This is a genomic window from Metapseudomonas otitidis, from assembly GCF_900111835.1.
In the GTDB taxonomy this organism is placed as follows: Bacteria; Pseudomonadota; Gammaproteobacteria; order Pseudomonadales; family Pseudomonadaceae; genus Metapseudomonas; species Metapseudomonas otitidis.
This window is the reverse complement of record NZ_FOJP01000015.1, coordinates 106232-129722: the sequence shown is the minus strand read 5'-3', so window position 1 is coordinate 129722 and position 23491 is coordinate 106232. Positions and strand designations below refer to the sequence as shown.

General features: G+C 65.3%; 27 protein-coding genes. 13 read left to right on the top strand and 14 right to left on the bottom strand.

The genetic code is table 11. The features are described from left to right. The first annotated feature begins 7 nt into the window (after positions 1-7). Genes relA through BM198_RS20225 form a run of 3 tightly spaced genes read left to right on the top strand, consistent with a single transcriptional unit; the run spans position 8 to position 3708 of the window. Complete coding sequence (gene relA, locus BM198_RS20235) at positions 8-2257, top strand: GTP diphosphokinase (RefSeq protein ID WP_044414192.1); 2250 nt, start codon at positions 8-10, stop codon at positions 2255-2257. 60 nt (positions 2258-2317) lie between these two features. After that, the gene (gene mazG / locus BM198_RS20230; protein WP_044414189.1) at positions 2318-3148 is read left to right on the top strand and encodes a nucleoside triphosphate pyrophosphohydrolase; all 831 of its coding nucleotides are present in this window, start codon (positions 2318-2320) and stop codon (positions 3146-3148) included. Between the two features lie 20 nt (positions 3149-3168). Next, on the top strand, positions 3169-3708 hold the full coding sequence (locus tag BM198_RS20225) for a DUF2058 domain-containing protein (protein ID WP_044414186.1): 540 nt from the start codon (positions 3169-3171) through the stop codon (positions 3706-3708). A 59-nt stretch (positions 3709-3767) separates the two neighbouring features. On the opposite strand, the gene BM198_RS20220 is transcribed toward BM198_RS20225, so the two are convergent. From BM198_RS20220 to purM, 4 genes are all read right to left on the bottom strand, one after another. Further along, positions 3768-4040 carry a Rho-binding antiterminator gene (locus BM198_RS20220; protein WP_044414183.1) on the bottom strand — a complete coding sequence of 91 codons (273 nt, stop codon included), beginning with the start codon at positions 4038-4040 and terminating at the stop codon, positions 3768-3770. 131 nt (positions 4041-4171) lie between these two features. Then, positions 4172-4882 (bottom strand): DUF3108 domain-containing protein, encoded by a 711-nt coding sequence (locus tag BM198_RS20215; RefSeq protein WP_044414180.1) that lies wholly within the window; start codon positions 4880-4882, stop codon positions 4172-4174. 11 nt (positions 4883-4893) lie between these two features. Beyond that, complete coding sequence (gene purN, locus BM198_RS20210; protein ID WP_074971902.1) at positions 4894-5544, bottom strand: phosphoribosylglycinamide formyltransferase; 651 nt, start codon at positions 5542-5544, stop codon at positions 4894-4896. Beyond that, a complete protein-coding gene (purM, locus tag BM198_RS20205; RefSeq protein ID WP_074971901.1) occupies positions 5544-6602 on the bottom strand; it encodes a phosphoribosylformylglycinamidine cyclo-ligase in 1059 nt (352 codons plus the stop codon). The genes purN and purM overlap by 1 nt, the downstream gene beginning before the upstream one ends. Before the next feature lie 230 nt (positions 6603-6832). Here purM and BM198_RS20200 point away from each other — a divergent pair, with 230 nt between their 5' ends. From BM198_RS20200 to hda, 3 genes are read left to right on the top strand one after another with little or no spacing between them, the layout of a single operon-like run. Beyond that, a complete protein-coding gene (locus BM198_RS20200; protein ID WP_074971900.1) occupies positions 6833-7867 on the top strand; it encodes a DUF2066 domain-containing protein in 1035 nt (344 codons plus the stop codon). A 42-nt stretch (positions 7868-7909) separates the two neighbouring features. Continuing rightward, the gene (locus BM198_RS20195; protein WP_074971899.1) at positions 7910-9004 is read left to right on the top strand and encodes an AI-2E family transporter; all 1095 of its coding nucleotides are present in this window, start codon (positions 7910-7912) and stop codon (positions 9002-9004) included. Continuing rightward, complete coding sequence (hda, locus tag BM198_RS20190) at positions 9001-9705, top strand: DnaA regulatory inactivator Hda (protein WP_044414169.1); 705 nt, start codon at positions 9001-9003, stop codon at positions 9703-9705. Before BM198_RS20195 ends, hda begins: the two co-directional genes overlap by 4 nt. Positions 9706-9753: 48 nt before the next feature. Here hda and BM198_RS20185 read toward each other — a convergent pair whose 3' ends face one another. Genes BM198_RS20185 through arsC form a run of 3 tightly spaced genes read right to left on the bottom strand, consistent with a single transcriptional unit; the run spans position 9754 to position 11112 of the window. Continuing rightward, the gene (locus BM198_RS20185; RefSeq protein WP_044414166.1) at positions 9754-10164 is read right to left on the bottom strand and encodes a DUF2069 domain-containing protein; all 411 of its coding nucleotides are present in this window, start codon (positions 10162-10164) and stop codon (positions 9754-9756) included. Continuing rightward, positions 10157-10762 carry an NAD(P)H:quinone oxidoreductase gene (gene wrbA, locus BM198_RS20180; protein ID WP_044414163.1) on the bottom strand — a complete coding sequence of 202 codons (606 nt, stop codon included), beginning with the start codon at positions 10760-10762 and terminating at the stop codon, positions 10157-10159. Before wrbA ends, BM198_RS20185 begins: the two co-directional genes overlap by 8 nt. After that, a complete protein-coding gene (gene arsC, locus BM198_RS20175) occupies positions 10759-11112 on the bottom strand; it encodes an arsenate reductase (glutaredoxin) (protein ID WP_069562213.1) in 354 nt (117 codons plus the stop codon). Before arsC ends, wrbA begins: the two co-directional genes overlap by 4 nt. 119 nt (positions 11113-11231) lie before the next feature. Here arsC and BM198_RS20170 point away from each other — a divergent pair, with 119 nt between their 5' ends. Next, positions 11232-12452: a YihY family inner membrane protein gene (locus BM198_RS20170; RefSeq protein WP_074971898.1), complete on the top strand. Its 1221-nt coding sequence runs from the start codon at positions 11232-11234 to the stop codon at positions 12450-12452. A 166-nt stretch (positions 12453-12618) separates the two neighbouring features. Beyond that, a complete protein-coding gene (locus BM198_RS20165; protein ID WP_044414154.1) occupies positions 12619-12816 on the top strand; it encodes a hypothetical protein in 198 nt (65 codons plus the stop codon). 60 nt (positions 12817-12876) lie between these two features. Here the strand turns inward: BM198_RS20165 and BM198_RS20160 are convergent, their stop codons facing one another. Further along, the gene (locus BM198_RS20160) at positions 12877-13269 is read right to left on the bottom strand and encodes a hypothetical protein (protein ID WP_044414152.1); all 393 of its coding nucleotides are present in this window, start codon (positions 13267-13269) and stop codon (positions 12877-12879) included. A gap of 122 nt (positions 13270-13391) precedes the next feature. After that, positions 13392-14798 carry a PilZ domain-containing protein gene (locus BM198_RS20155; RefSeq protein ID WP_074971897.1) on the bottom strand — a complete coding sequence of 469 codons (1407 nt, stop codon included), beginning with the start codon at positions 14796-14798 and terminating at the stop codon, positions 13392-13394. A 30-nt stretch (positions 14799-14828) separates the two neighbouring features. On the opposite strand from BM198_RS20155, the gene BM198_RS20150 reads away from it, so the two are divergent. After that, positions 14829-15311, top strand: coding sequence for a TlpA disulfide reductase family protein (locus tag BM198_RS20150; RefSeq protein WP_074971896.1), 483 nt, complete (start codon positions 14829-14831; stop codon positions 15309-15311). Then, positions 15311-15586, top strand: coding sequence for an acylphosphatase (locus BM198_RS20145; protein WP_074971895.1), 276 nt, complete (start codon positions 15311-15313; stop codon positions 15584-15586). Before BM198_RS20150 ends, BM198_RS20145 begins: the two co-directional genes overlap by 1 nt. A 28-nt stretch (positions 15587-15614) precedes the next feature. Here the strand turns inward: BM198_RS20145 and BM198_RS20140 are convergent, their stop codons facing one another. Both BM198_RS20140 and BM198_RS20135 read right to left on the bottom strand, forming a co-directional pair. Then, positions 15615-16571: a hypothetical protein gene (locus BM198_RS20140; RefSeq protein ID WP_074971894.1), complete on the bottom strand. Its 957-nt coding sequence runs from the start codon at positions 16569-16571 to the stop codon at positions 15615-15617. A 10-nt stretch (positions 16572-16581) separates the two neighbouring features. Continuing rightward, entirely contained in the window at positions 16582-18297 is a 1716-nt protein-coding gene (locus BM198_RS20135) for a proline--tRNA ligase (RefSeq protein ID WP_074971893.1), read from the bottom strand. A 114-nt stretch (positions 18298-18411) separates the two neighbouring features. Here BM198_RS20135 and BM198_RS20130 point away from each other — a divergent pair, with 114 nt between their 5' ends. Beyond that, entirely contained in the window at positions 18412-18819 is a 408-nt protein-coding gene (locus BM198_RS20130) for a PaaI family thioesterase (RefSeq protein ID WP_244165722.1), read from the top strand. 71 nt (positions 18820-18890) lie between these two features. Here BM198_RS20130 and BM198_RS20125 read toward each other — a convergent pair whose 3' ends face one another. Next, positions 18891-20231: an OprD family porin gene (locus BM198_RS20125; protein ID WP_074971891.1), complete on the bottom strand. Its 1341-nt coding sequence runs from the start codon at positions 20229-20231 to the stop codon at positions 18891-18893. 613 nt (positions 20232-20844) lie between these two features. Here BM198_RS20125 and BM198_RS20120 point away from each other — a divergent pair. Next, the gene (locus BM198_RS20120; protein ID WP_074971981.1) at positions 20845-21270 is read left to right on the top strand and encodes an HIT family protein; all 426 of its coding nucleotides are present in this window, start codon (positions 20845-20847) and stop codon (positions 21268-21270) included. A gap of 3 nt (positions 21271-21273) precedes the next feature. Beyond that, entirely contained in the window at positions 21274-21483 is a 210-nt protein-coding gene (locus tag BM198_RS20115) for a SlyX family protein (RefSeq protein WP_044414128.1), read from the top strand. A 74-nt stretch (positions 21484-21557) separates the two neighbouring features. On the opposite strand, the gene BM198_RS30790 is transcribed toward BM198_RS20115, so the two are convergent. Then, entirely contained in the window at positions 21558-22160 is a 603-nt protein-coding gene (locus BM198_RS30790; RefSeq protein ID WP_074971979.1) for a cold-shock protein, read from the bottom strand. A 158-nt stretch (positions 22161-22318) separates the two neighbouring features. Continuing rightward, positions 22319-23386 (bottom strand): GGDEF domain-containing protein, encoded by a 1068-nt coding sequence (locus BM198_RS20105; RefSeq protein WP_074971890.1) that lies wholly within the window; start codon positions 23384-23386, stop codon positions 22319-22321. Positions 23387-23491: the final 105 nt, after the last annotated feature.

Below are 23491 nucleotides of genomic sequence, written 5' to 3'. Positions count from 1 at the left end.
AGGCAAGATGGTACAGGTCAGAGCGCAACAGCCGGTCAACACCGACGGCAGTATCAACCTCGAGGCATGGCTGGACCATGTGCTCAGTCTCGATCCGGTGCTGGACCGCGCCGTGCTGAAGCAGGCCTGCGAGTTCGCCCGCGATGCCGAGCAGCAGGCCAACGCCGCGCAGAACCTCTGGGCCGAAGGCACCTCCAGCTTCCAGACGGGTCTGGAGATCGCCGAGATTCTCGCTGACCTCAAGCTGGACCAGGAATCCCTGGTGGCGGCGGTGATCTACCGCGGCGTGCGCGAGGGCAAGATCCCCCTGGCCGACGTGCAGCAGCGCTTCGGTCCGGTGGTCGCCAAGCTGATCGAGGGCGTGCTGCGCATGGCCGCCATCAGTGCCAGCCTCAACCCGCGCCAGTCCATGGTGCTGGGCACCCAGACCCAGGTGGAGAACCTGCGCAAGATGCTGGTGGCGATGGTCGACGACGTGCGCGTCGCTCTCATCAAGCTGGCCGAGCGCACCTGCGCCATCCGTGAGGTGAAGAACGCCGACGAGGAGAAGCGCCACCGCGTTGCCCGCGAGGTGTTCGACATCTACGCGCCCCTGGCCCACCGCCTGGGCATCGGCCACATCAAGTGGGAGCTGGAGGACCTGTCCTTCCGCTACCTGGAGCCGGACCAGTACAAGAAGATCGCCAAGCTGCTGCACGAGCGCCGCCTGGACCGCGAGCAGTACATCGCCGACGTGATGAACCAGCTGCGCCAGGAACTCACGGCGGCGGGCATCAAGTCCGACATCAGCGGGCGTGCCAAGCACATCTATTCCATCTGGCGGAAGATGCAGCGCAAGGGCCTGCAGTTCAGCCAGATCTACGACGTGCGCGCTGTGCGCGTGCTGGTGCCGGAAGTGCGCGACTGCTACACCGCGCTGGGCATCGTGCACACCCTGTGGCGCCACATCCCCAAGGAATTCGACGACTACATCGCCAACCCCAAGGAGAACGGCTACCGCTCCCTGCACACGGCGGTGATCGGCCCGGACGGCAAGGTGCTGGAGGTGCAGATCCGCACCCACGCCATGCACGAGGAAGCCGAACTCGGTGTCTGCGCCCACTGGCGCTACAAGGGCACCGACGTCAAGACCAGCTCCAACCACTACGAAGAGAAGATCTCCTGGCTGCGCCAGGTGCTGGAGTGGCACGAGGAGCTGGGCGACATCGGCGGGCTGGCCGAGCAGCTGCGGGTCGACATCGAGCCCGACCGCGTCTACGTGTTCACCCCCGATGGCCACGCCATCGACTTGCCCAAGGGCGCCACGCCCCTGGACTTCGCCTACCGCGTGCACACCGAGATCGGCCACAACTGCCGGGGCGCGAAGATCAACGGGCGCATCGTGCCGCTGAACTACAGCCTGCAGACCGGCGAGCAGGTGGAAATCATCACCGGCAAGCAGGGCTCGCCGAGCCGCGACTGGCTCAACCCCAACCTGGGCTACATCACCACCTCCCGGGCGCGGGCGAAGATCGTCCACTGGTTCAAGCTGCAGGCCCGCGACCAGAACGTCGCCGCCGGCAAGGCCATGCTCGAGCGCGAGCTGGCGCGCCTGGCGCTGCCGCCGGTGGACTTCGAGAAGCTCGCCGAGAAGTGCAACCTGCGCACCGCCGAGGACATGCACGCGGCCCTGGGGGCCGGCGACCTGCGCCTGGCCCACGTGGTGAGCAACGCCCAGCAACTGGTGGAGCCGGAGCGCGGCACCAGCGAGCAGCTGGAGCTCATCCCCCGCCGCTCCACCGGACAGTACAAGCCGGGCAAGCGCGGCGACGTGCAGATCCAGGGCGTCGGCAACCTGCTCACCCAGATGGCCGGCTGCTGCCAGCCGCTGCCGGGCGACCCGATCGTCGGCTACATCACCCTCGGTCGTGGCGTCAGCATCCACCGCCAGGACTGCGCCTCGGCGCTGCAGCTGGCCAGCCGCGAACCCGAGCGGATGATCCAGGTCAGCTGGGGCCCGGTGCCGGTGCAGACCTACCCGGTGGACATCGTCATCAAGGCCTACGACCGTTCCGGCCTGCTGCGTGACGTGTCCCAGGTGCTGCTCAACGAGCGCATCAACGTGCTGGCGGTGAACACCCGCTCGAACAAGGAGGACAACACCGCCTCCATGCTGCTGACCATCGAGATCCCGGGGCTGGACGCCCTGGGCCGCCTGCTGGCGAAGATCGCCCAGCTGCCCAACATCATCGAGGCCCGTCGTAATCGCGCAGCCTGAACCGCTGTGCGATTCGCGCGTGACGTTCAGGTCGCGCCGGGTTCAACCACTGGATCTGCCATGTACCAACTCAATGACCTGCTGCACCTGATGGCCCGGCTGCGTGACCCGCAGTACGGCTGCCCCTGGGACCTGAAGCAGGACTACGCCAGCATCGTCCCGCACACCCTCGAAGAGGCCTACGAGGTGGCGGACGCCATCGAGCGGGGTGACTTCGCCCACCTGCCCGGCGAGCTGGGTGACCTGCTGTTCCAGGTCGTCTACTACAGCCAGCTGGCGAAGGAGGAGGGCCGCTTCGAGTTCGCCACGGTGGTCGATGCGATCACCCGCAAGCTGGTGCGCCGCCATCCCCATGTGTTCCCCGACGGCGACCTGTACGGCGCCCCGGACATGGCACGCCTGGAGGAGGCCGCCATCAAGCAGCGCTGGGAGGAGATCAAGGCCGAGGAGCGCGCCGAGCAGGCCGCCGCCCCGGAGCAGCTCTCCCTGCTGGACGACGTGCCCAGCGCGCTGCCGGCCCTGTCCCGGGCGGCCAAGCTGCAGAAGCGCGCGGCTCAGGTGGGCTTCGACTGGCCCGAGGCGCTGCCGGTGGTGGACAAGGTCCGCGAGGAGCTGGACGAGGTCCTCGAAGCCATGAGCGAGAACGACCCCGAGGCGGTGGCCGAGGAACTGGGCGACCTGCTGTTCGTTGCGGTCAACCTCGCCCGTCACCTGAAGGTCGACCCCGAGACGGCACTGCGTTCGGCTAACGCCAAGTTCGAGCGGCGCTTCCGCTACATCGAACAGGCATTGCGCGAAGCGGGTCGTCCCATTGAAGATTGCACCCTGGATGAACTGGACGCCCTCTGGGGCGAGGCCAAGAAACAGGAAAAAGCCACCCTTGGCTGCTAAGCAGAGAGACTGAACGACCCATGAGCCTTTCCCTTCGTGACCAGCTGCTGAAAGCCGGACTGGTCAGTGAAAAGCAGGCCAAGCAGGCCGGTAAGCAACAGCAGAAGCAACAGCGCCTGGAGAAGAAGAACCAGGTGGAGAAGGACGACAGCCTGCGCCAGGCCACCCTCCAGGCCCAGGCCGAGAAGCTGGCCAAGGACCAGGAGCTGAACCGCCAGCAGCAGGAGAAGGCCGACCAGAAGGCCCGCGCAGCGCAGGTCAAGCAACTGATCGAACGCACCCGCCTGCCCAAGCTGACCACCGACGACTACTACAACTTCGTCGACAACAAGAAGGTCAAGCGCATCGCCGTCAACGACCTGATGCGCGACAAGCTGAGCCGTGGCTCGCTGGCCATCGTCCAGCACGGCGGCGGCTACGAGGTGATCCCGCGTGATGCCGCCCTGCGTATCCAGGAGCGCGATCCGCGTCGCATCGTGTTGCTCAACGTCGCCTCCGAAGAGGTGGACGAGGACGATCCGTACGCCGCCTACAAGGTGCCGGACGACCTGATGTGGTGAGTGCGGGTTGAATGGGAAGAAGCCGGGCAATGCCCGGCTTTTTCATGGCTGGGGGATCCTCAGCAGACCTGGTTGCCCAGCAGCACCCGGCCGAAGTGCGCGCCCTCGGTCAGCGGGGTGATGGCGGCGATCTGGTCCAGCCGCAAGCGCTCGCGCCCGGCCTCGCTGTGTACCAGCAGGAATTCGTCCTTGTTGCGGTCGGTCTCGGTGTCCATGGCGCGTGCTTCCAGCTGGCGGCCGTCGTCCAGTTCGATGAGCAACTGGTAGCGGTGCAGGCAGGCCAGTTCGATGTAGTCGTACAGCTCGCAGGAAAGGGGCAGGTAAGGGGTCATGAGGGCATCCTCAAGGGCTGTACCCCGACATCCTATACCCGTCCGGCGTGGCTGCCAGCCCGGCCTTGCGGTGGGGCGCCCAATAAAAAGCCGGGCGCAGGGCCCGGCTTCTGGGATGGTGGCGTGGTGGCTCAGCTGCCCTTGACCTCGCGGCCGTCGACGCTGCCTTCCTTGAGCATGATCTGGTATTCCTTGCCGTCCTTCTCCACCTGGTTCAGGCGCACCAGCAGGTAGTCCCAGTCCTTGGCGAACCAGAGGGTGGTCTTGCGGGCGCTCTGGGTGGGGTCGCGCACGCGCTCGACCTTGATGGCATCGACGCTGCCGGCCATGGTGTCCACGCGCTCCTGGCCGAGGACGCGGAAGTCGTAGGTTTCCACTTCGTCGCCGTCGATCACCTGGTAGCTCATGCTCTTCTTACCGGCGGCAACGTCGCGCTGGAGCACCAGTTGGTAGGTGGACTTGTCGACCATGCCGCGGTTCAGGGGCAGGCGCACCTGGTTGCCGCGGTCGGTCCCGATGACCTGCTTCTCACCCCAGTCGAAGTCCAGCTCGACCTGCTTGCTCTTGCCCAGGCCGCTGCGGTTGAAGCGGTAGGTAACGGGCAGGAAGGTGGTCTTGTCCAGGCGGAATACGCTGACTTCGCTCAGGCTGGCCACCAGCATGGAGGCCTCGAAATCCAGCTGCCAGCGCCCATCGTCCAGTTGCTTCAGGGAGCGGCCGGCGCTGCCGCTGATGGGCATGGTCTTCCAGTCGGCGGTGTAGCTGGCCTTGAACGGCTTCAGCTCGGCCGCAGTGACCGGCAGGGTGAAGAGGGCGAGGAGCAACAGCACAGCACGACGCATTGGCAAATCTCCTAGTTACGCAACTGCTGCCCGGTAGGGGGCAACGCTTGGCCGTCCAGTAGGGCGCCGTTCTCGCCGAGGCGCAAACGACCTTCGGCGAACCAGCGCACGGCCAGCGGGTAGATACGGTGTTCCTCGGCGTGCACCCGCTGGGCCAGGGTGTCTGGCGAATCGCCAGACTCTACCGGGATTACCGCTTGTACGACCAGAGGGCCACCATCGAGTTCCTCCGTCACGAAGTGGACGCTGCAGCCATGCTCGGCGTCGCCGGCTTCCAGCGCGCGCTGGTGGGTGTGCAGGCCCTTGTGGCGGGGCAGCAGGGAGGGGTGGATGTTCAGCAGGCGGCCGGTGTAGTGGCGCACGAAGCCTGGGCTGAGGATGCGCATGAATCCGGCCAGGACCACCAGGTGCGGGGCGAAGCTGTCGATCAGTGCCGCGAGGGCCTGGTCGAAGGCCTCGCGTCCGTCGAATTCGCGATGGTCCAGTACACGGGTTTCGATGCCGGCCTGGCGCGCACGCTCCAGGCCGTAGGCATCGGCGCGGTTGGAGATCACCGCGCGGATTCGCGCCGGATGCCCGGCGCTGGTGGTGCTGTCGATCAGGGCCTGCAGGTTGCTGCCGGAGCCGGAAATCAGCACCACCACGTCACAGCGGTCGGTCATCAGTGGGCTTTCAGGTTGTTCAGCACGACGCGCTCGCTGCCTTCGGCACCTGCGGCGATCTGGCCGATCACCCAGGGCTGTTCGCCAGCGGCACGCAGGGTTTCCAGGGCCACGTCCACTTGTTCGGGGGCCACGCAGATGACCATGCCGACGCCGCAGTTGAGTACGCGGTGCATCTCGCGCTCATCGACGTTGCCTTTCTCCTGCAGCCAGTCGAATACGGCCGGGCGGGTCCAGCTGGCGACGTCGATGACGGCCTGGGCACCCTCGGGCAGCACGCGCGGTATGTTCTCGGTGAGGCCGCCGCCGGTGATGTGGGCCATGGCCTTCACCGCGCCGGTGTCCTTGATCAGCTTGAGCAGCGGCTTGACGTAGATGCGGGTCGGGGCCATCAGCAGGTCGGCCAGGGGCTTGCCGTCGAGCTGCACGTTCTCGATGTCGGCGCCGCTGACTTCGATGATCTTGCGGATCAGCGAGTAGCCGTTGGAGTGCGGGCCGGAGGAGGGCAGGGCGATCAGGGTGTCGCCGGTGCGGACCTTGGAGCCGTCGATGATCTCGGCCTTTTCCACCACGCCGACGCAGAAGCCGGCCAGGTCGTAGTCCTCGCCTTCGTACATGCCGGGCATCTCGGCGGTCTCGCCACCCACCAGGGAGCAGCCGGCCAGTTCGCAGCCGGCGCCGATGCCGGTGACCACGGTGGCGGCCACGTCAACGTTGAGCTTGCCGGTGGCGTAGTAGTCGAGGAAGAACAGCGGCTCGGCGCCGCAGACCACCAGGTCGTTCACGCACATGGCGACCAGGTCCTGGCCGATGCTGTCGTGCTTGTTCAGGTTCAGCGCCAGGCGCAGCTTGGTGCCGACGCCGTCGGTGCCAGAGACCAGCACGGGCTGCTTGTAGCCGGCCGGGATCTCGCAGAGGGCGCCGAAGCCACCCAGGCCGCCCATCACTTCAGGGCGGGCGGTGCGCTTGGCCACGCCCTTGATGCGTTCGACCAGGGCTTCGCCCGCGTCGATGTCCACACCGGCGTCCTTGTAGCTCAGGGAGGGTTGCTTGCTCATAGATCCAGGCCTTTAGGGGAAATTCGTGGGTCGACCGGCAACAAGGGCCGGTTCGCGAAGGCGCGCGATTTTATCAGGGTTGGCCTGTAGCGGCCATCGGCAGCGGTCGCGCAGGGGGAAAAGCCCGCACCGCCGGGCGCCGCCCGTTGCCGGCCAGGATGGGCCTGTTTAAGGTATAGCCCTTCCCGATGCGGCCCCGGCCGCTCCATCCGTTCGTCGAGAGTCCCCCCATGCGCCTGATCGCCCGCCTGTTGTTGGTCTGCCTGCCGCTGCTCAGCCCGCTGGCCCATGCCGAAACGGTCGCCAGCCTCTATCAGGTGCGCGAGCCGGTGCTGTCCCAGCAACCCGAGGAGCGCGACCAGGCGCTGAACCGCGCGCTGGAAACCCTGGTGATCCGCCTGACCGGCGACACCAAGGCGCTGAACAACCCGGCGCTGGCCGAGGTGCGCAAGAACCCGCAGCAACTGATCAGCCAGTTCGGCTACGAGGGGCAGTCGCTGCAGGTGGACTTCGACCCGGTGACCACCGATCGCACCTTCCGCCAGGCCGGCATCGGCCTGTGGAGTGCCAACCGCCCGGCGATCCTGACCTGGTGGCTGAACCAGGCGGCCGAGGGCGCCAGCCTGGTGGGCGACGCCCAGACCGCCGCCGCTCCTTTGCGTGATGCCGCCCAGCACCGTGGACTGCCGCTGCGCCTGCCGCTGGCGGACCTCAGTGAGCAACTGGCCGCGACGCCGGAGAACCTGACTGCTGCCGACCCGGCAGCCTTGCACCCGGCCTCCGAGCGCTATGGTGCCGATGCCCTGCTCGCCGTGCTGGCCAGCGAGGCGGATGGCAAGTGGAAGGCCACCTGGCACCTGTGGATCGGTGACAGCCGCGAGCAGGGCACCCTGGAGGCGGCCGATCCGGCGGCCCTGGCCGATGTCGTGATGCTCGCCGTGAGCCAGCGCCTGGCGCCGCGTTTCGTGGTGGCGCCGGGCGTCGGTCAGGAGCAGGTGCTGGAAGTGAAGGGCGCCGACCTGGACCGCTACGCCGAGCTGTCGCGCGCGCTGGAGCCCTTCGGGGCCCGGCTGTACCAGGTGGAGGGCAATGTCCTGCGCTTCCACGTCAGCGCCAGCGTCGACCAACTGCGTGCCCAGCTGGCCCTTAGTGGGTTGACCGAGTCGCCCGCCGAGCAGGCGCCGGTGGACGCGGCCCAACCGGCTGCACCGGGCGCTGCGCCGCAGGTCGTGCCACGGCAGAATGCGCTGCGCTTCCAGTGGTAAGGATGCTTTACCTGCCACATTCGTCCGGGATGAGGGGCCGTCATGACTGATTCGCGTCGCTGGCTGTGGGTCGGGGGCGTTCTGCTCCTGGGCTGGCTGCTGTACCTGTTGCATCCGATTCTTTCGCCGTTCCTGGTGGGCATGCTGTTGGCCTACATGGGGGACCCGCTGGTGGACCGCCTGGAGGCTCGCGGGCTGTCCCGCACCTGGGGCGTGGTGGCGGTGTTCACCCTGTTCAGCCTGGTGCTGCTGGCGCTGCTGCTGATCCTGATTCCGATGCTGGCGCGGCAGGTGGCGCGGCTCTACGAGACGGCGCCGCAGATGCTGGACTGGCTGCAGAACAGCGCGCTGCCCTGGGTCCAGGCCAAGCTGGGGTTGCCCCAGGGCTTCTGGCGCTTCGACAAGCTCAAGGAGGTCGTCAGTGGCCACCTGGGACAGACCACCGACCTGGTGGGCGTGATCCTGGCCAGTGCCACGGCTTCGGGCCTCGCGCTGGTGGGCTGGGTCGGCAACCTGCTGCTGATCCCGGTGGTGGGCTTCTACCTGTTGCGTGACTGGGACCTGATGGTGGCCAAGCTGCGTGGCCTGCTGCCGCGCAGCCGCGAAGGGCTGGTGGTGAAGCTCACCGGCGAATGCCACGAGGTGCTGGGGGCGTTCATCCGTGGGCAACTGCTTGTGATGCTGGCCTTGGGCGGCATCTATGCGGTGGGCCTGATGATCGTCGGCCTCGACCTCGGCCTGCTGATCGGCCTGCTGGCCGGGCTGGCCAGCATCGTGCCGTACATGGGCTTCATTGTCGGTATCGGCATGGCCGTGGTGGCGGCGCTGTTCCAGTTCGGCGGGGTCGACCCCTATGCCTTGCTGGGAATTGCCGTGGTGTTCGGCGTTGGCCAGTTGCTCGAAGGCATGGTGCTGACCCCCATGCTGGTGGGCGACCGGATCGGCCTGCACCCGGTGGCGGTGATCTTCGCGATCCTCGCCGGCGGCCAGCTGTTTGGCTTCACCGGTGTACTGCTGGCGCTGCCAGTGGCGGCCGTGATCATGGTTTTGCTGCGCCATGCGCATGATTTCTATAAACTTTCGGATCTTTACGGAGAGACCGGCAGCGGTTCCGACGAACCCAGCGATACGGCATGAAACCCATCCAGCTTCCCCTTGGCGTGCGCCTGCGTGACGACGCGACCTTCGCCAACTATTACCCCGGCGCCAACGCCGCGGCCCTCGGCTATGTCGAGCGCCTTTGCGAACCCGATGCCGGGTGGACCGAGAGCCTGATCTACCTGTGGGGTGCGGAGGGTGTCGGGCGCAGCCATCTGCAGCAGGCGGCTTGCCTGCGCTTCGAGCAGCGTGGCGAGCAGGCGGTGTACCTGCCCCTGGCGGACCTGGTGCAGTACGGCACGGCGATCCTCGACAACCTGGAGCAGTGCGAGCTGGTCTGCCTGGATGACCTGGATGCCGTGGCTGGCCGCGCCGACTGGGAAGAGGCGCTGTTCCACCTGTTCAACCGCCTGCGTGATGCCGGCCGCAAGCTGTTGCTGGCTGCCAACACCGCGCCGCGGGAACTGCCCATCGCCCTGCCGGACCTGAAGTCGCGCCTGACCCTGGCGCTGATCTTCCAGCTCCACGCCCTCTCCGACGAAGACAAGCTGCGTGCCCTGCAACTGCGTGCCTCGCGCCGTGGCCTGCACCTGACCGAGGAAGTCGGCCGCTTCATCATGACCCGCGGCTCGCGCAACATGAGCGTGCTGTTCGACATCCTCGAACGCCTGGACCAGGCCTCTCTCCAGGCGCAGCGCAAGCTGACCATCCCCTTCCTCAAGGAAACCCTGGGCTGGTAACGACGAAGCGCCCCGTAGGGCGCTTCGTGCGATTCACCGTTCCCGACCTCAGCTTTCGCCGGCCAGCTTGCGGTTGTGCTGGAACTTCCAGCGCGTGTACAGCAAAGCCGCGCAGAACAGCACCACGCTGAGCACCACCATCAGCCAGCCGAACACCATGCGCTTGGGATCGGCAGCGGCCAGCACGCCCTGGATGAAGTAGAGGTTGATCACGAAGCAGGCCCAGGCGTGGGCGCGGGCGTTGCCGAGGAGCATCCCGGGGGCCAGCAGCACCAGGGGCAGCAGCTCGATGCTGAGCACCACCCAGTAGCGGGCGCCGTTCAGGTCCGCGTACACCAGGGTCCATACGGTCAGCAGCAGGATCAGGCCGAGGAAGCTGGCCAGGCTCAGGGCGCGGCTGATGGCCAGGCGCGGGGCGAGCCAGTCCAGCTCCGGGAGTTTCTTGGGTTTTCTAGCCACGTCCGTTCTCCAGTCGCAGTGCCGTCTGTGCCAGGCGTTGGCCCAGGGCGCGGCAGAGGGCGCTCTCCTGCTCATCCAGGCCGCGCTTGCCGTCGGCGCCGGCGTAGTGGCTGGCGCCGTAGGGGGTGCCGCCGCCGGTGGTGCTGAGCAGGGCGGGTTCGCTGTAGGGAATGCCGGTGATGAGCATGCCGTGGTGCAGCAGGGGCAGCAGCATGGACAGCAGGGTGCTCTCCTGGCCGCCGTGCAGGCTGGCGGTGGAGGTGAACACGGCAGCCGGCTTGCCCACCAATTCACCGCTGAGCCAGAGGCTGCTGGTGCCGTCGATGAAGTACTTCAGCGGTGCCGCCATGTTGCCGAAACGGGTCGGGCTACCCAGGGCCAGCCCGGCGCAGCCCTTGAGGTCGTCGAGGGTGGCGTACGGGGCGCCTTCGGCGGGGATGTCCGGCGCGCTGGCCTCGCAGTCGGCGGACACCGCCGGCACGGTGCGCAGGCGCGCTTCCAGCCCGGCGAGTTCGACGCCACGGGCGATCTGGCGGGCCATGCGCTCGGTGGCGCCGTGGCGGCTGTAGTAGAGGACGAGGACGTAGGGCGTGCTCAAGGCAGGATCTCCAGCACCTTCTCCGGTGGGCGGCCCACCACGGCCTTGTCACCCACCACCAGGATGGGGCGCTCGATCAGGCGCGGATGCTGGCTCATGGCATCGATCAACTGGTCGTCGCTGAGCCCGGTGTCGGCCAGGCCCAGGCTCTGGTATTCCTCCTCGCCGGTGCGCAGCAACTGGCGGGCGCCGATGCCCAGGCGCGCCAGCAGGGTCTTCAGCTCGGCCGGGCTGGGCGGGGTTTCGAGGTAGCGCACCACGGTCGGGGTGAGGCCGCGGGCCTCCAGCAGCTCCAGCGCACCACGGGATTTCGAGCAGCGCGGGTTGTGATACAGGGTCATTTCGGTCATGGCGGGGGTCGCAAGGCCTTGAGTGAGGCGGCTATTCTAACCGCGTCCGCGTGCGGGCCTGAACCGTGCATGTGGTTTCGGGCGGCGGACAAGGCACCTCAGTCAACGAAGGAGAAGGAATGCGCCAGCGGATCAGAGACATCGAGGAGTTCTGGCGTTTCCTGCTGCAGCGCTTCATCAGCGACAACGGTTTCAACAGCGCGGCGGCCCTCACCTACACCAGCCTGTTCGCCGTGGTCCCGATCATGACGGTGACCTTCACCATGCTCTCGGTGATCCCGGCCTTCCAGGGCATGGGCGAGCAGATCCAGCGGTTCATCTTCCACAACTTCGTGCCCAGTACCGGCGAGGCCGTGCAGGAGTACCTGCAGGGCTTCACGCTGCAGGCGCGGCACCTGACCTGGGTGGGTGTGGGGCTGCTGGCCATCACGGCCTTCACCATGCTGGTGACCATCGAGAAGGCCTTCAACACCATCTGGCGCGTGCGCCAGCGGCGCCGGGGCATGGCCAGCTTCCTGCTCTACTGGGCGGTGCTGAGCCTGGGGCCGCTGCTGCTGGGCGCGGGCTTCGCGGTGAGCACCTACATCACTTCCCTGGCGCTGCTGTCCAGCCTCAACGAGATCGCCGGCACCCGCGCGCTGCTGGGGTTCACCCCGCTGCTGTTCAACGTGGCGGCCTTTACCCTGCTCTATGCGGCGGTGCCCAACGTCCGCGTGCCCCTGCGGCATGCCGTGGTGGGGGGCGCGTTCACGGCGCTGTTGTTCGAATTGGCGAAAGCCTTGTTCGGCCTGTATGTCAGCCTCTTTCCCGGCTATCAGCTGATCTATGGTGCGTTTGCCACGGTTCCGCTGTTCCTGCTGTGGGTCTATGTCTCATGGGTGATCGTGCTCTTTGGGGCGGAGCTGGTGTGCAACCTGGGCCATTCGCGCCACTGGCGCCGCCAGGCCTTGCCGCGTCTGCTGGTGGTGCTGGGCATCCTGCGGGTGATGCATGACCGCCAGCAGCGTGGCCTGCCGGTCCGCCACCTGGATGCGCAGCGTGCCGGCTGGCTGCTGCCGGAGGATGAGTGGCTGGAGCTGATGGACTTCCTCGAGGCCCAGCACCTAGCCTGCCCGGTGGCGGTGGGTTCCTGGGTGCTGTGCCGAGACCTTTCCAGCTACAGCCTGCACCAACTGCTCAACCACTGCCCCTGGCCGTTGCCGAAACCGGCGCAGTTGCCGGGTCACTTGGACGAGCCCTGGTATCCGGCGCTCAAGGTCGCGCTGGAGCGGCTACAGGAGGATCAGCAGGCATTGTTCGACAAAAGCCTGGCCAGTTGGCTGCGGCCGGTCGAGGAGTGACAAAAAAGGTCAGCTGGTTGCGGGTGTCTGTTTCGTGGCGCTTGGTATCTGGCGTGTAACGGTGGGGCGCCCCTGCATTCGGGATGACTGGCACGTTTCTGGCAGATACCTGTACAACATGCCATCACCCTGCCAGCAGGCGGGCCGCAAGGACTGAAGTACTTCTATGAGCAAGGGCAGATCGAAGGTTGTCCACCTACATGAGCGTGATCCGGAAGAGGCCCTCGAACGCCTGAACCGCATCACCGGGCTGCGTTTCACCCGCTGGCCGGAGTCGCTGGTGCCGCCCAGGACGGCGGATGACGCGCTGCCGGTCAGGCCGGACGAGTCGACGCCGCCCACCAGTGATGCTGCGCGCGCCTGACATAGTTGCCGCATAAATGAAAAACCCCGCCAAGGCGGGGTTTTTCATGTCCGGTTGCTGTCAGGCCATGGCCTGGCGGCTGTCGCTGACGGCCTGTTCGACGGCCTGCACGAACAGTTCTTCGACCTGCAGGCTCTGGCAGGGCACGGCGGATTTCAGGCGCACCTGCATGTCCTCGATGCGTTGCCGGGCGGGCAGGCGGGCAATGCCGGAGAGGAGGATCTTGCCGTGTGCGTTGACCTTGCCGTGGTCGACCATGACTTCGCGGCGGGTTTCGCCATCGCGGTAGCTCACCAGCAGCGACACCGGCAGGCTGGCCAGCCCAGGCAGTTGCAGCCAGGCGGCGACGTTGAATTCGGCCACGCGACCCTCGTAGGGGGTCACTACGAAATGCGCGCCTTCGACGATTCGGGAGGGAACGGGGCCGATCAGTTTGTCGAGGTTCTGAGACATCGTGGGGATTCCTGTCTTCGGGCAGGGCGGCGGACGGTAGGCCGCTGATTATAGGAATCGACGGGCGGGGAAACTGTGCGCTTGAGCGGCGCGCGGCGTGACTCGGCTCGCAGTTTGGCCGATCAGGCAAGTTTCAGCGGGTGGCGGGCCACCAGGGGCGTCGCCAGGTTCGCGGCAGGCAGCGGCAGCATGGCCTGGCTGTTGACGCTGGCGAGCTGGAGCCAGAGCTGTTCGCCTTCGACGAACTGGTCCTGGGGCAGCCACAGGCCGTGGTGCCAGCCGTTGCCGGGGGCCGGGGTGCTCTGCAGGACGCCGGGGTGGGTCTGGGCGTTGGGGGCGCGTCTCAGCCAGACGGGGCGGGGCAGTCCCTTGAGGTAGCGCAGCCCGATGTGCAGGCCCTCGCGGTTGCCGTGGCGCCAGCGCACCAGGGCCAGGGTGGGGGTGCCGCTGTTGAGCAGCAGCACCAGTTGGCCGACCGCCAGTTGCGGTGCCTGGTGGGGCAGGCAGAGCAGGCGCGCGCCGCCGGCGCTGGCGTCCTGCATGCGCGCTTCGATGGCCCCGGGACGCTGGGCCAGCAGGTGGGCATGGATGGCGGGCAGGCCGGCCACCAGGGTGCAGGCGGTTTCGTTCTCGGTTCGGACATGACGTCGCTGCTGGCGACCCAGCCAGTTGGCGCTGACGCGCTCCAGCAGGTCGTGCTCGACCGGGCTTTGCAGGGGCGCGGGTTCGTACAGGGCCACCAGCAGGGGGCCCAGTTCGAGCCTGCGCAACTGGGCGGACGGGGCGCGGGCGGGCTGGTCCAGTGGCAGGTAGGGTTGCGGTAGGCCGAGGTCGACGACGGGGCCTTCGGATTCGTCCTCGCCGTCCCAGGGCAGCAACCGGGCGAGGCCGGCCAGGGGCGCGAGTGCGCCGAACAGCAGCGGGCACTCGCCTTCGGTGAGGTGGAACGGGTTGCTCAGGGCCAGCAGCAGGACCTGCTGGTAGAGGCCGCGCAGGGTATCGGCCGGGGTTGGGCGGAAGGCGGCGGCGACCGGTTCGTCCAGGCAGCCCTGGTGCTCGCCGATCCAGTACAGCAGGTGGCTGTCACGCCAGAGGGCGCCGGGCGGCTCCTGGTACTGCTGGTAGTGGCGCATCAGCGTCTGCGCGGTGAAGTGCTGGGCCATGTAGAGGCACCAGGCGAGGTGCGGAAGCGAGGGCTGGCGGCCCTGGAGGATCTGCAGCAGCAGGCGCTTGAAGCCGGCGGCCAGTTCGGCGCAATAGCGCAGGAACAGTGGCGGTGGGGGGCGGGACTCGATGAAGTCGACGGCGTAGTGGCGGTATTCCTCGCTGAAGCTTTGCAGCGCCCGCTGCCTTTCGAGTAAGGTCACCGCACTTCGATTGAGGCGGAACAGCTGTCCCAGGGCCTGTTGCAGGCCGGTCTCCAGGGGCAGCAGCCGGGCGCTGGCCAGCGCGGGGTTGAGCCCCATGAGGCAGCTGCCATCCTCGTCGATGATGTCCGGTACCTCGAGGCGCAGGGCATCCAACGTCATATCAACCCCGCAGGTACGAGGATCGACGAGATGGGATCACGACTCCAGGCTGTTTTCGGGGCGCTCATCGTTTCGGGGGCCGCTCTGTTGCTGGGAGGCTGTTCTGAGGATCTGGGCCTCGATCAGCATGGGCAGAAGGTAACGAGTGAGCGCTTCGAAAACCAGTGGCTGGTCATCAATTACTGGGCTGAGTGGTGCGCGCCGTGCCGCACGGAAATCCCCGAGCTGAACGCTCTGGCTGAACAGTTGAAGGGGCAGGGGGTGCAGGTCATGGGGGTGAACTTCGATGGCTTGCAGGGCGCCGAGCTGGAAAAGGCGAGCCGCCAGATGGGTATCGGCTTCACCGTGCTGGCCCAGGACCCTTCCGAGCGCTTCAAGCTGCCGCGCAGCGAGGCGTTGCCGGTGACCTACATCCTCGATACCCGTGGCCAGGTGCGCGAGCGCCTGCTGGGCGAGCAGACCGCGAAGGGCTTGAGCGAGCGGCTTGCAGGCCTGCGGCAGGAGAAACCGTGATGGCGAGAATCTGCATGCATGGCTATGTCAGCGGCAAGGTGCAAGGCGTCTATTACCGCCAATCCACTCAGGAAGAGGCCGACCGGCTGGAGCTGGATGGCTGGGTGCGCAACCTTGAGGATGGGCGCGTAGAGGTGCTGTTCGAGGGGGAAGAGGCCGCCGTTCGTGAGTTGGCAGCCTGGCTGGAGCAGGGCCCCGAGGAGGCACGGGTCAGCGCCGTGGAGCTGGAGGTTCACCCGCTACAGGGGATCGCGGGGTTCGTGGTCCGTCGCTGAATCGGCATGGCCGTCACGTTGTGACGGCTTACTCGCCTTCACCCGGGTCAGCCACCAGGCGGCCGGCATCCTTCATCAGTGCCTTGAGGAATTCCTGCTGGAGTTCCGGATCATTGCGCGTCAGTTCGATCAGGCTCTGTTCCAGTTCGCTGGCTTCTTCTTCCAGGCCCAGCTCGGAGAGGCGCTTGACGCGGTGGACCCACTGGGACACCTCGTCGTCTTCCAGGTCTTCGTAGATCAGCGCATGGGCTTCCTTGAGCTTGCCGCGCAGGTCACGGCTGACCATCAGGGTGGTTTCGGCGCGGGCGCTGTCCTGCGGATCTTCGACGCTCAATAGCAGCTTGCCGACGCGGCTGATGTCCTGATCGGCGAAGGGGCCATCCAGCAGGTTGAGGCGCAGCACGCCATGGCGGTCGGTGAGCAGCTCGCTGGTCTGCTTGCCGGCGGTGACCATCACCGGCCGTTCCGACCAGGGCAGGCTGGAATACTCGACGCGCTTGTCGCGCTGTTCTTCGTCGATGCTGGCCAGGTTCTGTTCCGAGCGACCGTTGGACTCGACGTTCATGAACGGGTTGAGCCCGGCGAAACCGTAGCTGATCCAGTCCTTGGTGGCGGTGTCGGGCAGGCTGCCCAGCAGGGCGACGTTGAGGACGTTGGCGCCTACACCGGCCACCACCGCGACGGCCCCGAGGGGAATCTCGTAGATCTCGCGCCAGGGCTGGTAGGGCGTGTAGCGGTCATAGCGGCGGGTGACTTCGAATTCGGTGACTTCGAAGGTCTTCTGGTCATAGACCCGCACGCGGCGTTGCGGCAGTTCGAGGACACGGGGTTCGCCAGCGTCGACCTGCAGGGCGTGGTTGAGCAGCTTGCGCTCGACACGCTCCTCATGTTCGCTGCGTTGGGGCAGGTGGTTGGCGCAGCCGCCGAGGAACAGGGAGCTGCACAAGGCAGCTCCCAGGAGGCGGGTGGTACGACGCTTGGACATGTCTTCTCGATCAGCGGTTGAGGCGGGCCTTGATGAAGGACAGCACGTCGTCGACGGCAACGGGCTGGCTTTCGGTCTCGCGACGGTTCTTGTATTCCAGGTTGCCATCCGCCAGGCCGCGTTCGCTCACGACGACGCGGTGAGGGATGCCGATCAGCTCCATGTCGGCGAACTTCACGCCGGGGCTGGTCTTCTTGTCGCGGTCGTCCAGCAGCACTTCGATGCCGGCGGCGGTGAGGTCCGCATACAGCTTGTCGGTGGCTTCCTTGACGGCGGGGGTCTCGTATTTGAGCGGAACCAGGGCTACCTGGAAGGGCGCCAGGGCGTCCGGCCAGAGGATGCCGCGGTCATCGTTGTTCTGCTCGATGGCGGCGGCCACCACGCGGGAAACGCCGATGCCGTAGCAGCCCATGATCAGGGTGACCGGCTTGCCGCTCTCGCCCAGTACGCTGAGGTTCATGGCCTCGCTGTACTTGGTGCCGAGCTGGAAGATGTGGCCGACTTCGATGCCGCGCTTGATCACCAGGGTGCCCTTGCCGTCGGGGCTCGGGTCGCCGGCGACGACGTTACGCAGGTCGGCGACTTCGGGCAGCGGCAGGTCGCGCTCCCAGTTGACGCCGAAGTAGTGCTTGTCGTCGATGTTGGCGCCGATGGCGAAGTCGCTCATCAGGGCCACGGAGCGGTCGACGATGCAGGGCGTGGGCAGGTTCAGCGGGCCGAGGGAGCCGGCACCGGCGCCGATGGCGGCACGCAGTTCTTCTTCGCTGGCGAAGACCAGCGGGCTGGCGACCAGGGGCTGGTTGGCAGCCTTGATCTCGTTAAGTTCGTGGTCGCCACGGACGATCAGGGCCACCAGGGTGCCTTCCTCGGCGCCGTGGACCACCAGGGTCTTGATGGTCTTCTCGATCGGCAGGCCGAACTTTTCAACCAGGGCGGCGATGGTCTTGGTGTCAGGGGTGTCGACCAGGCGCAGCTCCTCATGGGGGGCTTGGCGCTCCTTCTCGCGCGGTACGGCTTCGGCCTTCTCGATGTTGGCGGCGTAGTCGGAGCTGTCGCTGAAGACGATGTCGTCTTCACCAGACTCGGCCAGCACATGGAATTCGTGGGAACCGCTGCCGCCGATGGAGCCGTTGTCGGCCTGCACGGGGCGGAAGTCGAGGCCCAGGCGGGTGAAGACCTTGCAGTAGGCGCCGTACATGACGTCGTAGGTTTCCTGCAGGGAAGCCTGGGAGTCGTGGAAGGAGTAGGCGTCCTTCATGATGAATTCGCGGCCACGCATCAGACCGAAGCGCGGACGGATCTCGTCACGGAACTTGGTCTGGATCTGATACATGTTGATGGGCAGCTGCTTGTAGCTGTTCAGCTCGTTGCGGGCGAGGTCGGTGATGACTTCTTCGTGGGTCGGGCCGACGCAGAATTCGCGACCATGGCGGTCCTTCAGGCGCAGCAGCTCGGGGCCGTACTGCTCCCAGCGACCGGACTCCTGCCACAGCTCGCCGGGCTGGATGGCGGGCATCAGCACTTCCAGCGCGCCGGCGGCATTCATTTCTTCGCGGACGATGGTCTCCGCCTTGCGGAGTACCCGCAGGCCCATCGGCAACCAGGTGTAGAGGCCCGACGCCAGCTTGCGGATCATGCCGGCACGCAGCAGCAGCTGGTGGCTGATCACCACGGCATCGGCGGGAGTTTCCTTGAGGGTGGAAAGCAGGTACTGACTGGTACGCATGTTTGGCCGTTTCGTCGGTTGCGATGGGTTTGAGTGGCTGGGCATTGTACGGCGCTCATCGGGGCGCGTACAGGTTGCGGGTCCAACCGTGAGAGGAGGGTGGTGATGTCGTCATTGAGTGCCCAGCAGGTGCAGGCGCTGATTCGGGAAGGGGTGCCGATGGCGGCAGATATCGACTTGCACATCGACCTCCTCGATACCCGCCGTGCCCTGGCACGGGTGCCGTTCCATCCTCGCCTGGTTCGCCCTGGCGGCACCCTGTCCGGCCCGACCATCATGGCGCTGGCCGATGCGGCGATGTACGCGGTGGTGCTGGGCAGCCTGGGGAGGGTGGAGATGGCGGTCACCAGCAACCTCAACATCAACTTCCTGGCGAAACCCAAGCCGGTTGACCTGCTGGCCGATGCTCGCATCCTGCGTTTGAGCAGGCGTCAGGCTGTGTGCGAGGTCGCGCTGTATTCGGTGGGGGCGGAGGAGGAGATGGTGGCCCATGTAACGGGCACCTATGCGCTGCCGATATAAATGACGGGACAGCGGAAAAGAAAAAGCCCGGCTAGGCCGGGCTTTTTCGTGAGTTCGCTATCCGTCCTGTGTTAGAGGATGTCCAGCGGGTACTCGGTGATGACGCGAACTTCATCCACAGCGCTGCTGCCAGCGGAGTAGAAACCGCCCATATCATTGTTGGAGCGCCAAGTCGCGTGACGGACGCGGAAGGACAGGTCTTTCGCCGGGCCTTCCTGAACGACGTACTTGACTTCCAGATCGCGTTCCCACTCTTTGCCGTCGCTGCCAAAGGAGCCGGCGTAGGCGCCATTTGCATCGGCCTTCGTACCGTCGGCATGAGTACCGGTGATGTATCGGGCCATAAAGCTCAGGCCAGGAACGCCCAGGGTCGCCATGTTCAGGTCGTAGCGCAATTGCCAGGAACGCTCATTCGGAGCGTTGAAGTCAGAGTACTGAACAGAGTTCGCCAGGAAGATGGAGTCGCCAGAGTTCTGACCGTCCATCGAGATATAGTCGAAGGGCTCGTCACCGTTCACGCGTTGATGAGCCAGGGTCAGCTTGTGAGCGCCGATGGAGTAAGAAGCAGCCAGAGAGAAGGTGGTGTTGGAAATATCACCGGCCTTCGATTTGCCTTCATCATTGGTGCGGTAGATGTTGAAGTCAAAGCCCAGAGCTTGATCATCAGCCAACGGCAGGGTGTAGTTTACGTTGCTGTAGTACTGGCGGTAGATATCTTCCAGTTCTGCACCGTAGAGGCTCACCGACAGTTGATCATTGATGGTGTAGGTGCCACCAACGTAGTCGGCGTTTTTAGCGTCAATTGCGCCACCGTAGGCGAGAGTGATGTCACCGTCGCGGTTAGTGGAGGCGCTGCCGTCACGGATAGAGGTGAAGTGGCCAGCATCAATCGACAGGCCTTCGATCTCTTTGCTCAGGATCTGGAAGCCTTCAGCGCTGCCGGGGAACAGGCGAGCAGTGCCGGTAGCGAACACAGGCGCAACCGGAATCAAGTTGCCGTATTTGAACTCGGTGTTGGAGACGCGAACTTTAACCGCACCGCCAGCGTAGGAGTAATCATCTTGAGAACGACCGTCGGAGCCGGTGGGGAACAGTCCGGTGCCGGAGGTGCCCTTGCCGCTATTCAGTTTGATACCAAGCATGCCGTGAGCATCAACGCCGAAGCCGACGGTACCTTGGGTGTATCCGGACTCGTAGGTGGCCATGATGCCGTGAGCCCACTCATTACGGTAGTTCTGGCGGTCAGAAGCGTTGTTACGGAAGTCACGGTAGAAGGCGTAGTTCTTGTTCAGCACAGACAGCTTGCTGTCTTCGACGAAGCCCTTGGACTCGTCCTGGGCGCTGGCGAACGCCAACTGGGTGGTACCGGCGGTCACGGCCAGGGCCAGTGCGCTCCACTTCATCACTTGCATTGTGATTGCTCCTTTGGTTTTGAAGATTCTCGCCGCTTTCTTATTTATTGAAGGCGGTTCTTTCTTTTTGTGTCGGCGCTAACTTATAGCACGACGTCTCAAGATGGCGATAGCTGGGCTCCGCTCCTTACGAAAACTTCACGGCCATGTCGCAATTCGGGTGGGCGCGTGTCGCATATTCGTAGTTCTTGCTTCAATCCCTTGGTTCTTGTTTTTCTGCGGTCGTTACAGGCACTTAGTGCAACTAGGCCTGGCGCGACGTTCGCGTCCGGAACAGGCGTACCGAGATGACCCGGTCGACCATGGCGTTGCATAAAGCAACATCCGTGCACAAACCATACAGCCTGCTCTTGCTGCTGTGAGTTTTCCGCCGGGCGTGCAGGTGTTGGGCAGAAATGATAGCTGGGTATTGGTCATTCGTTCTCGATGCGACCGAAGCGGCTGCCTGAGGTGTTACGAGGTAACGCCTCACGGTGGTGCGTGTGGTCGATTCTGGTGCATGACGGTAACCCTGCCGGGTTTGGCTGTCCCGGTCGGTGACGGTTGGGTATTCTTCGCAGCCATTTCTTGCCCCGTTTGATGGGCGTTTTGCATGACTGAGGTGAAGATCGCCATGTTCAATCTGGACCCAAGGCTTCAGCAGGATTGCCGGGTGATCGGGGACTACCCCCTTTCCCGCCTGTTGCTGATGAACGACTCGCAGTATCCCTGGTTCATTCTGGTTCCTAGGCGGGAAGAGGTGAGCGAGCTGTTCCAGCTGGACGCTGCCGATCAGCAGCAGCTCTGGAAGGAGGCGGTGTTGCTGGCCGAGGTGCTGAAGGACAGTTTCGGTGCGGACAAGATGAACGTTGCCACGCTGGGTAACGTTGTCAGCCAGCTTCACGTGCACGTGATCGCCCGGCGCAAGAGTGACGCTGCCTGGCCGGCTCCCGTGTGGGGGCGTGCTCCTGCCATTCCCTACACCGAAGGGCAGATCGCGGACCTGCTGACACGTCTGCGCCTGGTCCTGACGGATGATTTCCGATTCGCGGAGGAGTGAGGCATGAGTCTGGAAATGCGCGTGATGGAGCTTGAGACTCGCCTGGCTTTCCAGGACGACACGATCCAGGCCCTCAATGATGAGATCGTGGCACAGCAGCGGATCGTCGAGCGCTTGCAGATGCAGGTCGCGGCGCTGGCACGTCGGCAGGAAGAGCTGCTGAGCCAGTTCGGTGCTTCCGACGGCGATGAGGCGCCGCCGCCCCATTACTGAGCTGTGACTGTTTCGCCTCTATATAAAGAAGAAGCCCGCCGTGATGGCGGGCTTTTTCATTGGCTTGGTATTGCTCAGCGGCGGCCGGGCAGGGCGGCGATGACGTCTTCCGCCTGCAGGCCCTTGTCCCGCTGCATCACGGTGAACTCGACGCGCTGGCCTTCCACAAGGACGCGATGCCCTTCGCCACGGATGGCGCGGAAGTGGACGAAGATGTCGTCGCCCGAGTCCCGGGAAATGAAGCCGAAGCCCTTGGAGGTGTTGAACCACTTCACCGTGCCGGTTTCACGGTTGCTCATGTCCTGCAGGATCGGGGTGGCCTGGGTGACCTTGCGCAGGTTCAGCAGCAGGTGCAGAGCGACGGCGAGGAAGCTCGCCAGCAGGCTCAGCAGGATGGCGGGCTTGCCGCCGATTTCCGGGATCGGTGCCAGCAGCACGGCGATTTGCAGGATCACCGCGAGCACCAGCAGGGCGGAGACAGACGCCTGGAGCTGGCTGCGGGTGCCACGTGCCCAGACCGGAACGACGGGCGCCATCAGCAGGTTGAGCAGCCCGATCAGAGCGAGGTAGAGGGCGTCAGGTTGCTGCAGGTATGGCAGGGCATCACCGCGCAGGCTGGGAATGAAGGACAACAGGAGCGCAGCAGCGCCCGTCAGCAGATGGACGATTTTCAACATGTTCAATGGACTCACCTTGATAGGAAACGCACAACGGAAAGAGCGGGCGCGCCGGTAATCCGGTAAAGAGGTCGCGCCAGCCTATGCCTGTAACCCTGCTGTGTGGCGGGTTGCAGGCACCGGGCGCTATTTAACAGGAAAGACTAGGGCTACTCAAATCAAGCAGTTAGCGCGGCTTCCGGCGCGCCGGGATGGACCTGGTTGCGGCCGTTGCGCTTGGCCTGGTAGAGGGCATCGTCGGCTCGGGTGAGCAGGCTTTCCAGGTTGTCGCCCGGTTCGGCCAGGGCGATGCCAAAGCTGGCAGTGATGGTGTCCAGCACCTGGTCGGTGCGGCGGACCTTGACGCGCAGGGATTGGAACTTCAATCGCAGCATCTCGGCGAAGGCGCGGGCACTGGCCAGTTCATGGCAGTCGCGCAAGACGAAACAGAACTCCTCGCCACCGTAGCGGGCTGCCAGGGCACGCGGGGGCAGCAGGTCCTTGAGCAACTGGCCGACATGCTGCAGCACGCGATCACCCAGGGGGTGGCCGAAGTGGTCGTTGAACTGCTTGAAGTGGTCGATATCCAGCATGATCAGGGCCAGGCCGGCTGTGTTTTCTGCCAGGGCCTGTTCCAGCAGCCGGGTGAAGGCGTGCCGGTTGAACACCTGGGTCAGGCTGTCCAGCGTGGCGGCCATCTGGGCTCGTTCCAGTTGCAGGCGCAGGGTGTGGATTTCGGCCTGGGCGGCGCGCAGGCGGTAGAGGAACTGCTCCTGCTGGTCATGCATCAGCTGGGTGCTCTGGTGCAGGTCGTTCAGCACGCTGGGCAGGTCGTCGATGATCGGGTCATGCAGGGCGGCCAGGCCCGCTTCCAGGCTTTGCTGGTAGACCGTGCTCCCCACGACGCTCCGGCTGACATCCGTCTCGATGTCGTCCACCAGTTCGATGACTTGCTGCTGCCCCGCGCGGGCTTCTTCCAGTTCGCCTCGGATGATGAAGTCGCGGAACAGCTTCACTGCCGAATCAGGCGGGAAAGCGTCGAAGTCCTTGACGATCTTGTCCAGGCGGCGGTTGAGGTCGGGCTGCTTGCCCTGGCTGTAGGTGTACCAGAGGGCGTAGTGGATGGGGTTTGGCGGAATGTCATGGCGAACCATGAGCGGGACGGCCTGCTTGAGCAATTCCGCTGCCTCGCGGGTCTCCTCCGGATAGAGTTCGAGCAGCAGGGGGGATTTAGAGGGCTGGCTCATCAACGGGTACTGACAAGGAGGGAGATTGTGCGAAGCATAGTTCAGGCGGGGTGCTGTCGCCCAGCAAAAAGGCCCGGCGAACCGGGCCTCTTGGAAGGCATGGAG

Excerpts from the sequence above, each read along its gene's own strand:
- BM198_RS20115 (WP_044414128.1), top strand. The coding sequence starts at position 21,274 with ATGAGTCTGGAAATGCGCGTGATGGAGCTTGAGACTCGCCTGGCTTTC.
- BM198_RS20140 (WP_074971894.1), bottom strand. The coding sequence starts at position 16,571 with ATGTCCAAGCGTCGTACCACCCGCCTCCTGGGAGCTGCCTTGTGCAGC.
- BM198_RS20120 (WP_074971981.1), top strand. The coding sequence starts at position 20,845 with ATGTTCAATCTGGACCCAAGGCTTCAGCAGGATTGCCGGGTGATCGGG.
- BM198_RS20170 (WP_074971898.1), top strand. The coding sequence starts at position 11,232 with ATGCGCCAGCGGATCAGAGACATCGAGGAGTTCTGGCGTTTCCTGCTG.
- mazG (WP_044414189.1), top strand. The coding sequence starts at position 2,318 with ATGTACCAACTCAATGACCTGCTGCACCTGATGGCCCGGCTGCGTGAC.
- BM198_RS20105 (WP_074971890.1), bottom strand. The coding sequence starts at position 23,386 with ATGAGCCAGCCCTCTAAATCCCCCCTGCTGCTCGAACTCTATCCGGAG.
- BM198_RS20165 (WP_044414154.1), top strand. The coding sequence starts at position 12,619 with ATGAGCAAGGGCAGATCGAAGGTTGTCCACCTACATGAGCGTGATCCG.
- BM198_RS20200 (WP_074971900.1), top strand. The coding sequence starts at position 6,833 with ATGCGCCTGATCGCCCGCCTGTTGTTGGTCTGCCTGCCGCTGCTCAGC.
- BM198_RS20150 (WP_074971896.1), top strand. The coding sequence starts at position 14,829 with ATGGGATCACGACTCCAGGCTGTTTTCGGGGCGCTCATCGTTTCGGGG.
- BM198_RS20215 (WP_044414180.1), bottom strand. The coding sequence starts at position 4,882 with ATGCGTCGTGCTGTGCTGTTGCTCCTCGCCCTCTTCACCCTGCCGGTC.
- arsC (WP_069562213.1), bottom strand. The coding sequence starts at position 11,112 with ATGACCGAAATGACCCTGTATCACAACCCGCGCTGCTCGAAATCCCGT.
- BM198_RS20145 (WP_074971895.1), top strand. The coding sequence starts at position 15,311 with ATGGCGAGAATCTGCATGCATGGCTATGTCAGCGGCAAGGTGCAAGGC.
- BM198_RS20160 (WP_044414152.1), bottom strand. The coding sequence starts at position 13,269 with ATGTCTCAGAACCTCGACAAACTGATCGGCCCCGTTCCCTCCCGAATC.
- BM198_RS20125 (WP_074971891.1), bottom strand. The coding sequence starts at position 20,231 with ATGCAAGTGATGAAGTGGAGCGCACTGGCCCTGGCCGTGACCGCCGGT.
- BM198_RS20135 (WP_074971893.1), bottom strand. The coding sequence starts at position 18,297 with ATGCGTACCAGTCAGTACCTGCTTTCCACCCTCAAGGAAACTCCCGCC.
- purN (WP_074971902.1), bottom strand. The coding sequence starts at position 5,544 with ATGACCGACCGCTGTGACGTGGTGGTGCTGATTTCCGGCTCCGGCAGC.
- relA (WP_044414192.1), top strand. The coding sequence starts at position 8 with ATGGTACAGGTCAGAGCGCAACAGCCGGTCAACACCGACGGCAGTATC.
- BM198_RS20225 (WP_044414186.1), top strand. The coding sequence starts at position 3,169 with ATGAGCCTTTCCCTTCGTGACCAGCTGCTGAAAGCCGGACTGGTCAGT.
- BM198_RS20155 (WP_074971897.1), bottom strand. The coding sequence starts at position 14,798 with ATGACGTTGGATGCCCTGCGCCTCGAGGTACCGGACATCATCGACGAG.
- purM (WP_074971901.1), bottom strand. The coding sequence starts at position 6,602 with ATGAGCAAGCAACCCTCCCTGAGCTACAAGGACGCCGGTGTGGACATC.
- hda (WP_044414169.1), top strand. The coding sequence starts at position 9,001 with ATGAAACCCATCCAGCTTCCCCTTGGCGTGCGCCTGCGTGACGACGCG.
- BM198_RS20220 (WP_044414183.1), bottom strand. The coding sequence starts at position 4,040 with ATGACCCCTTACCTGCCCCTTTCCTGCGAGCTGTACGACTACATCGAA.
- BM198_RS30790 (WP_074971979.1), bottom strand. The coding sequence starts at position 22,160 with ATGTTGAAAATCGTCCATCTGCTGACGGGCGCTGCTGCGCTCCTGTTG.
- BM198_RS20195 (WP_074971899.1), top strand. The coding sequence starts at position 7,910 with ATGACTGATTCGCGTCGCTGGCTGTGGGTCGGGGGCGTTCTGCTCCTG.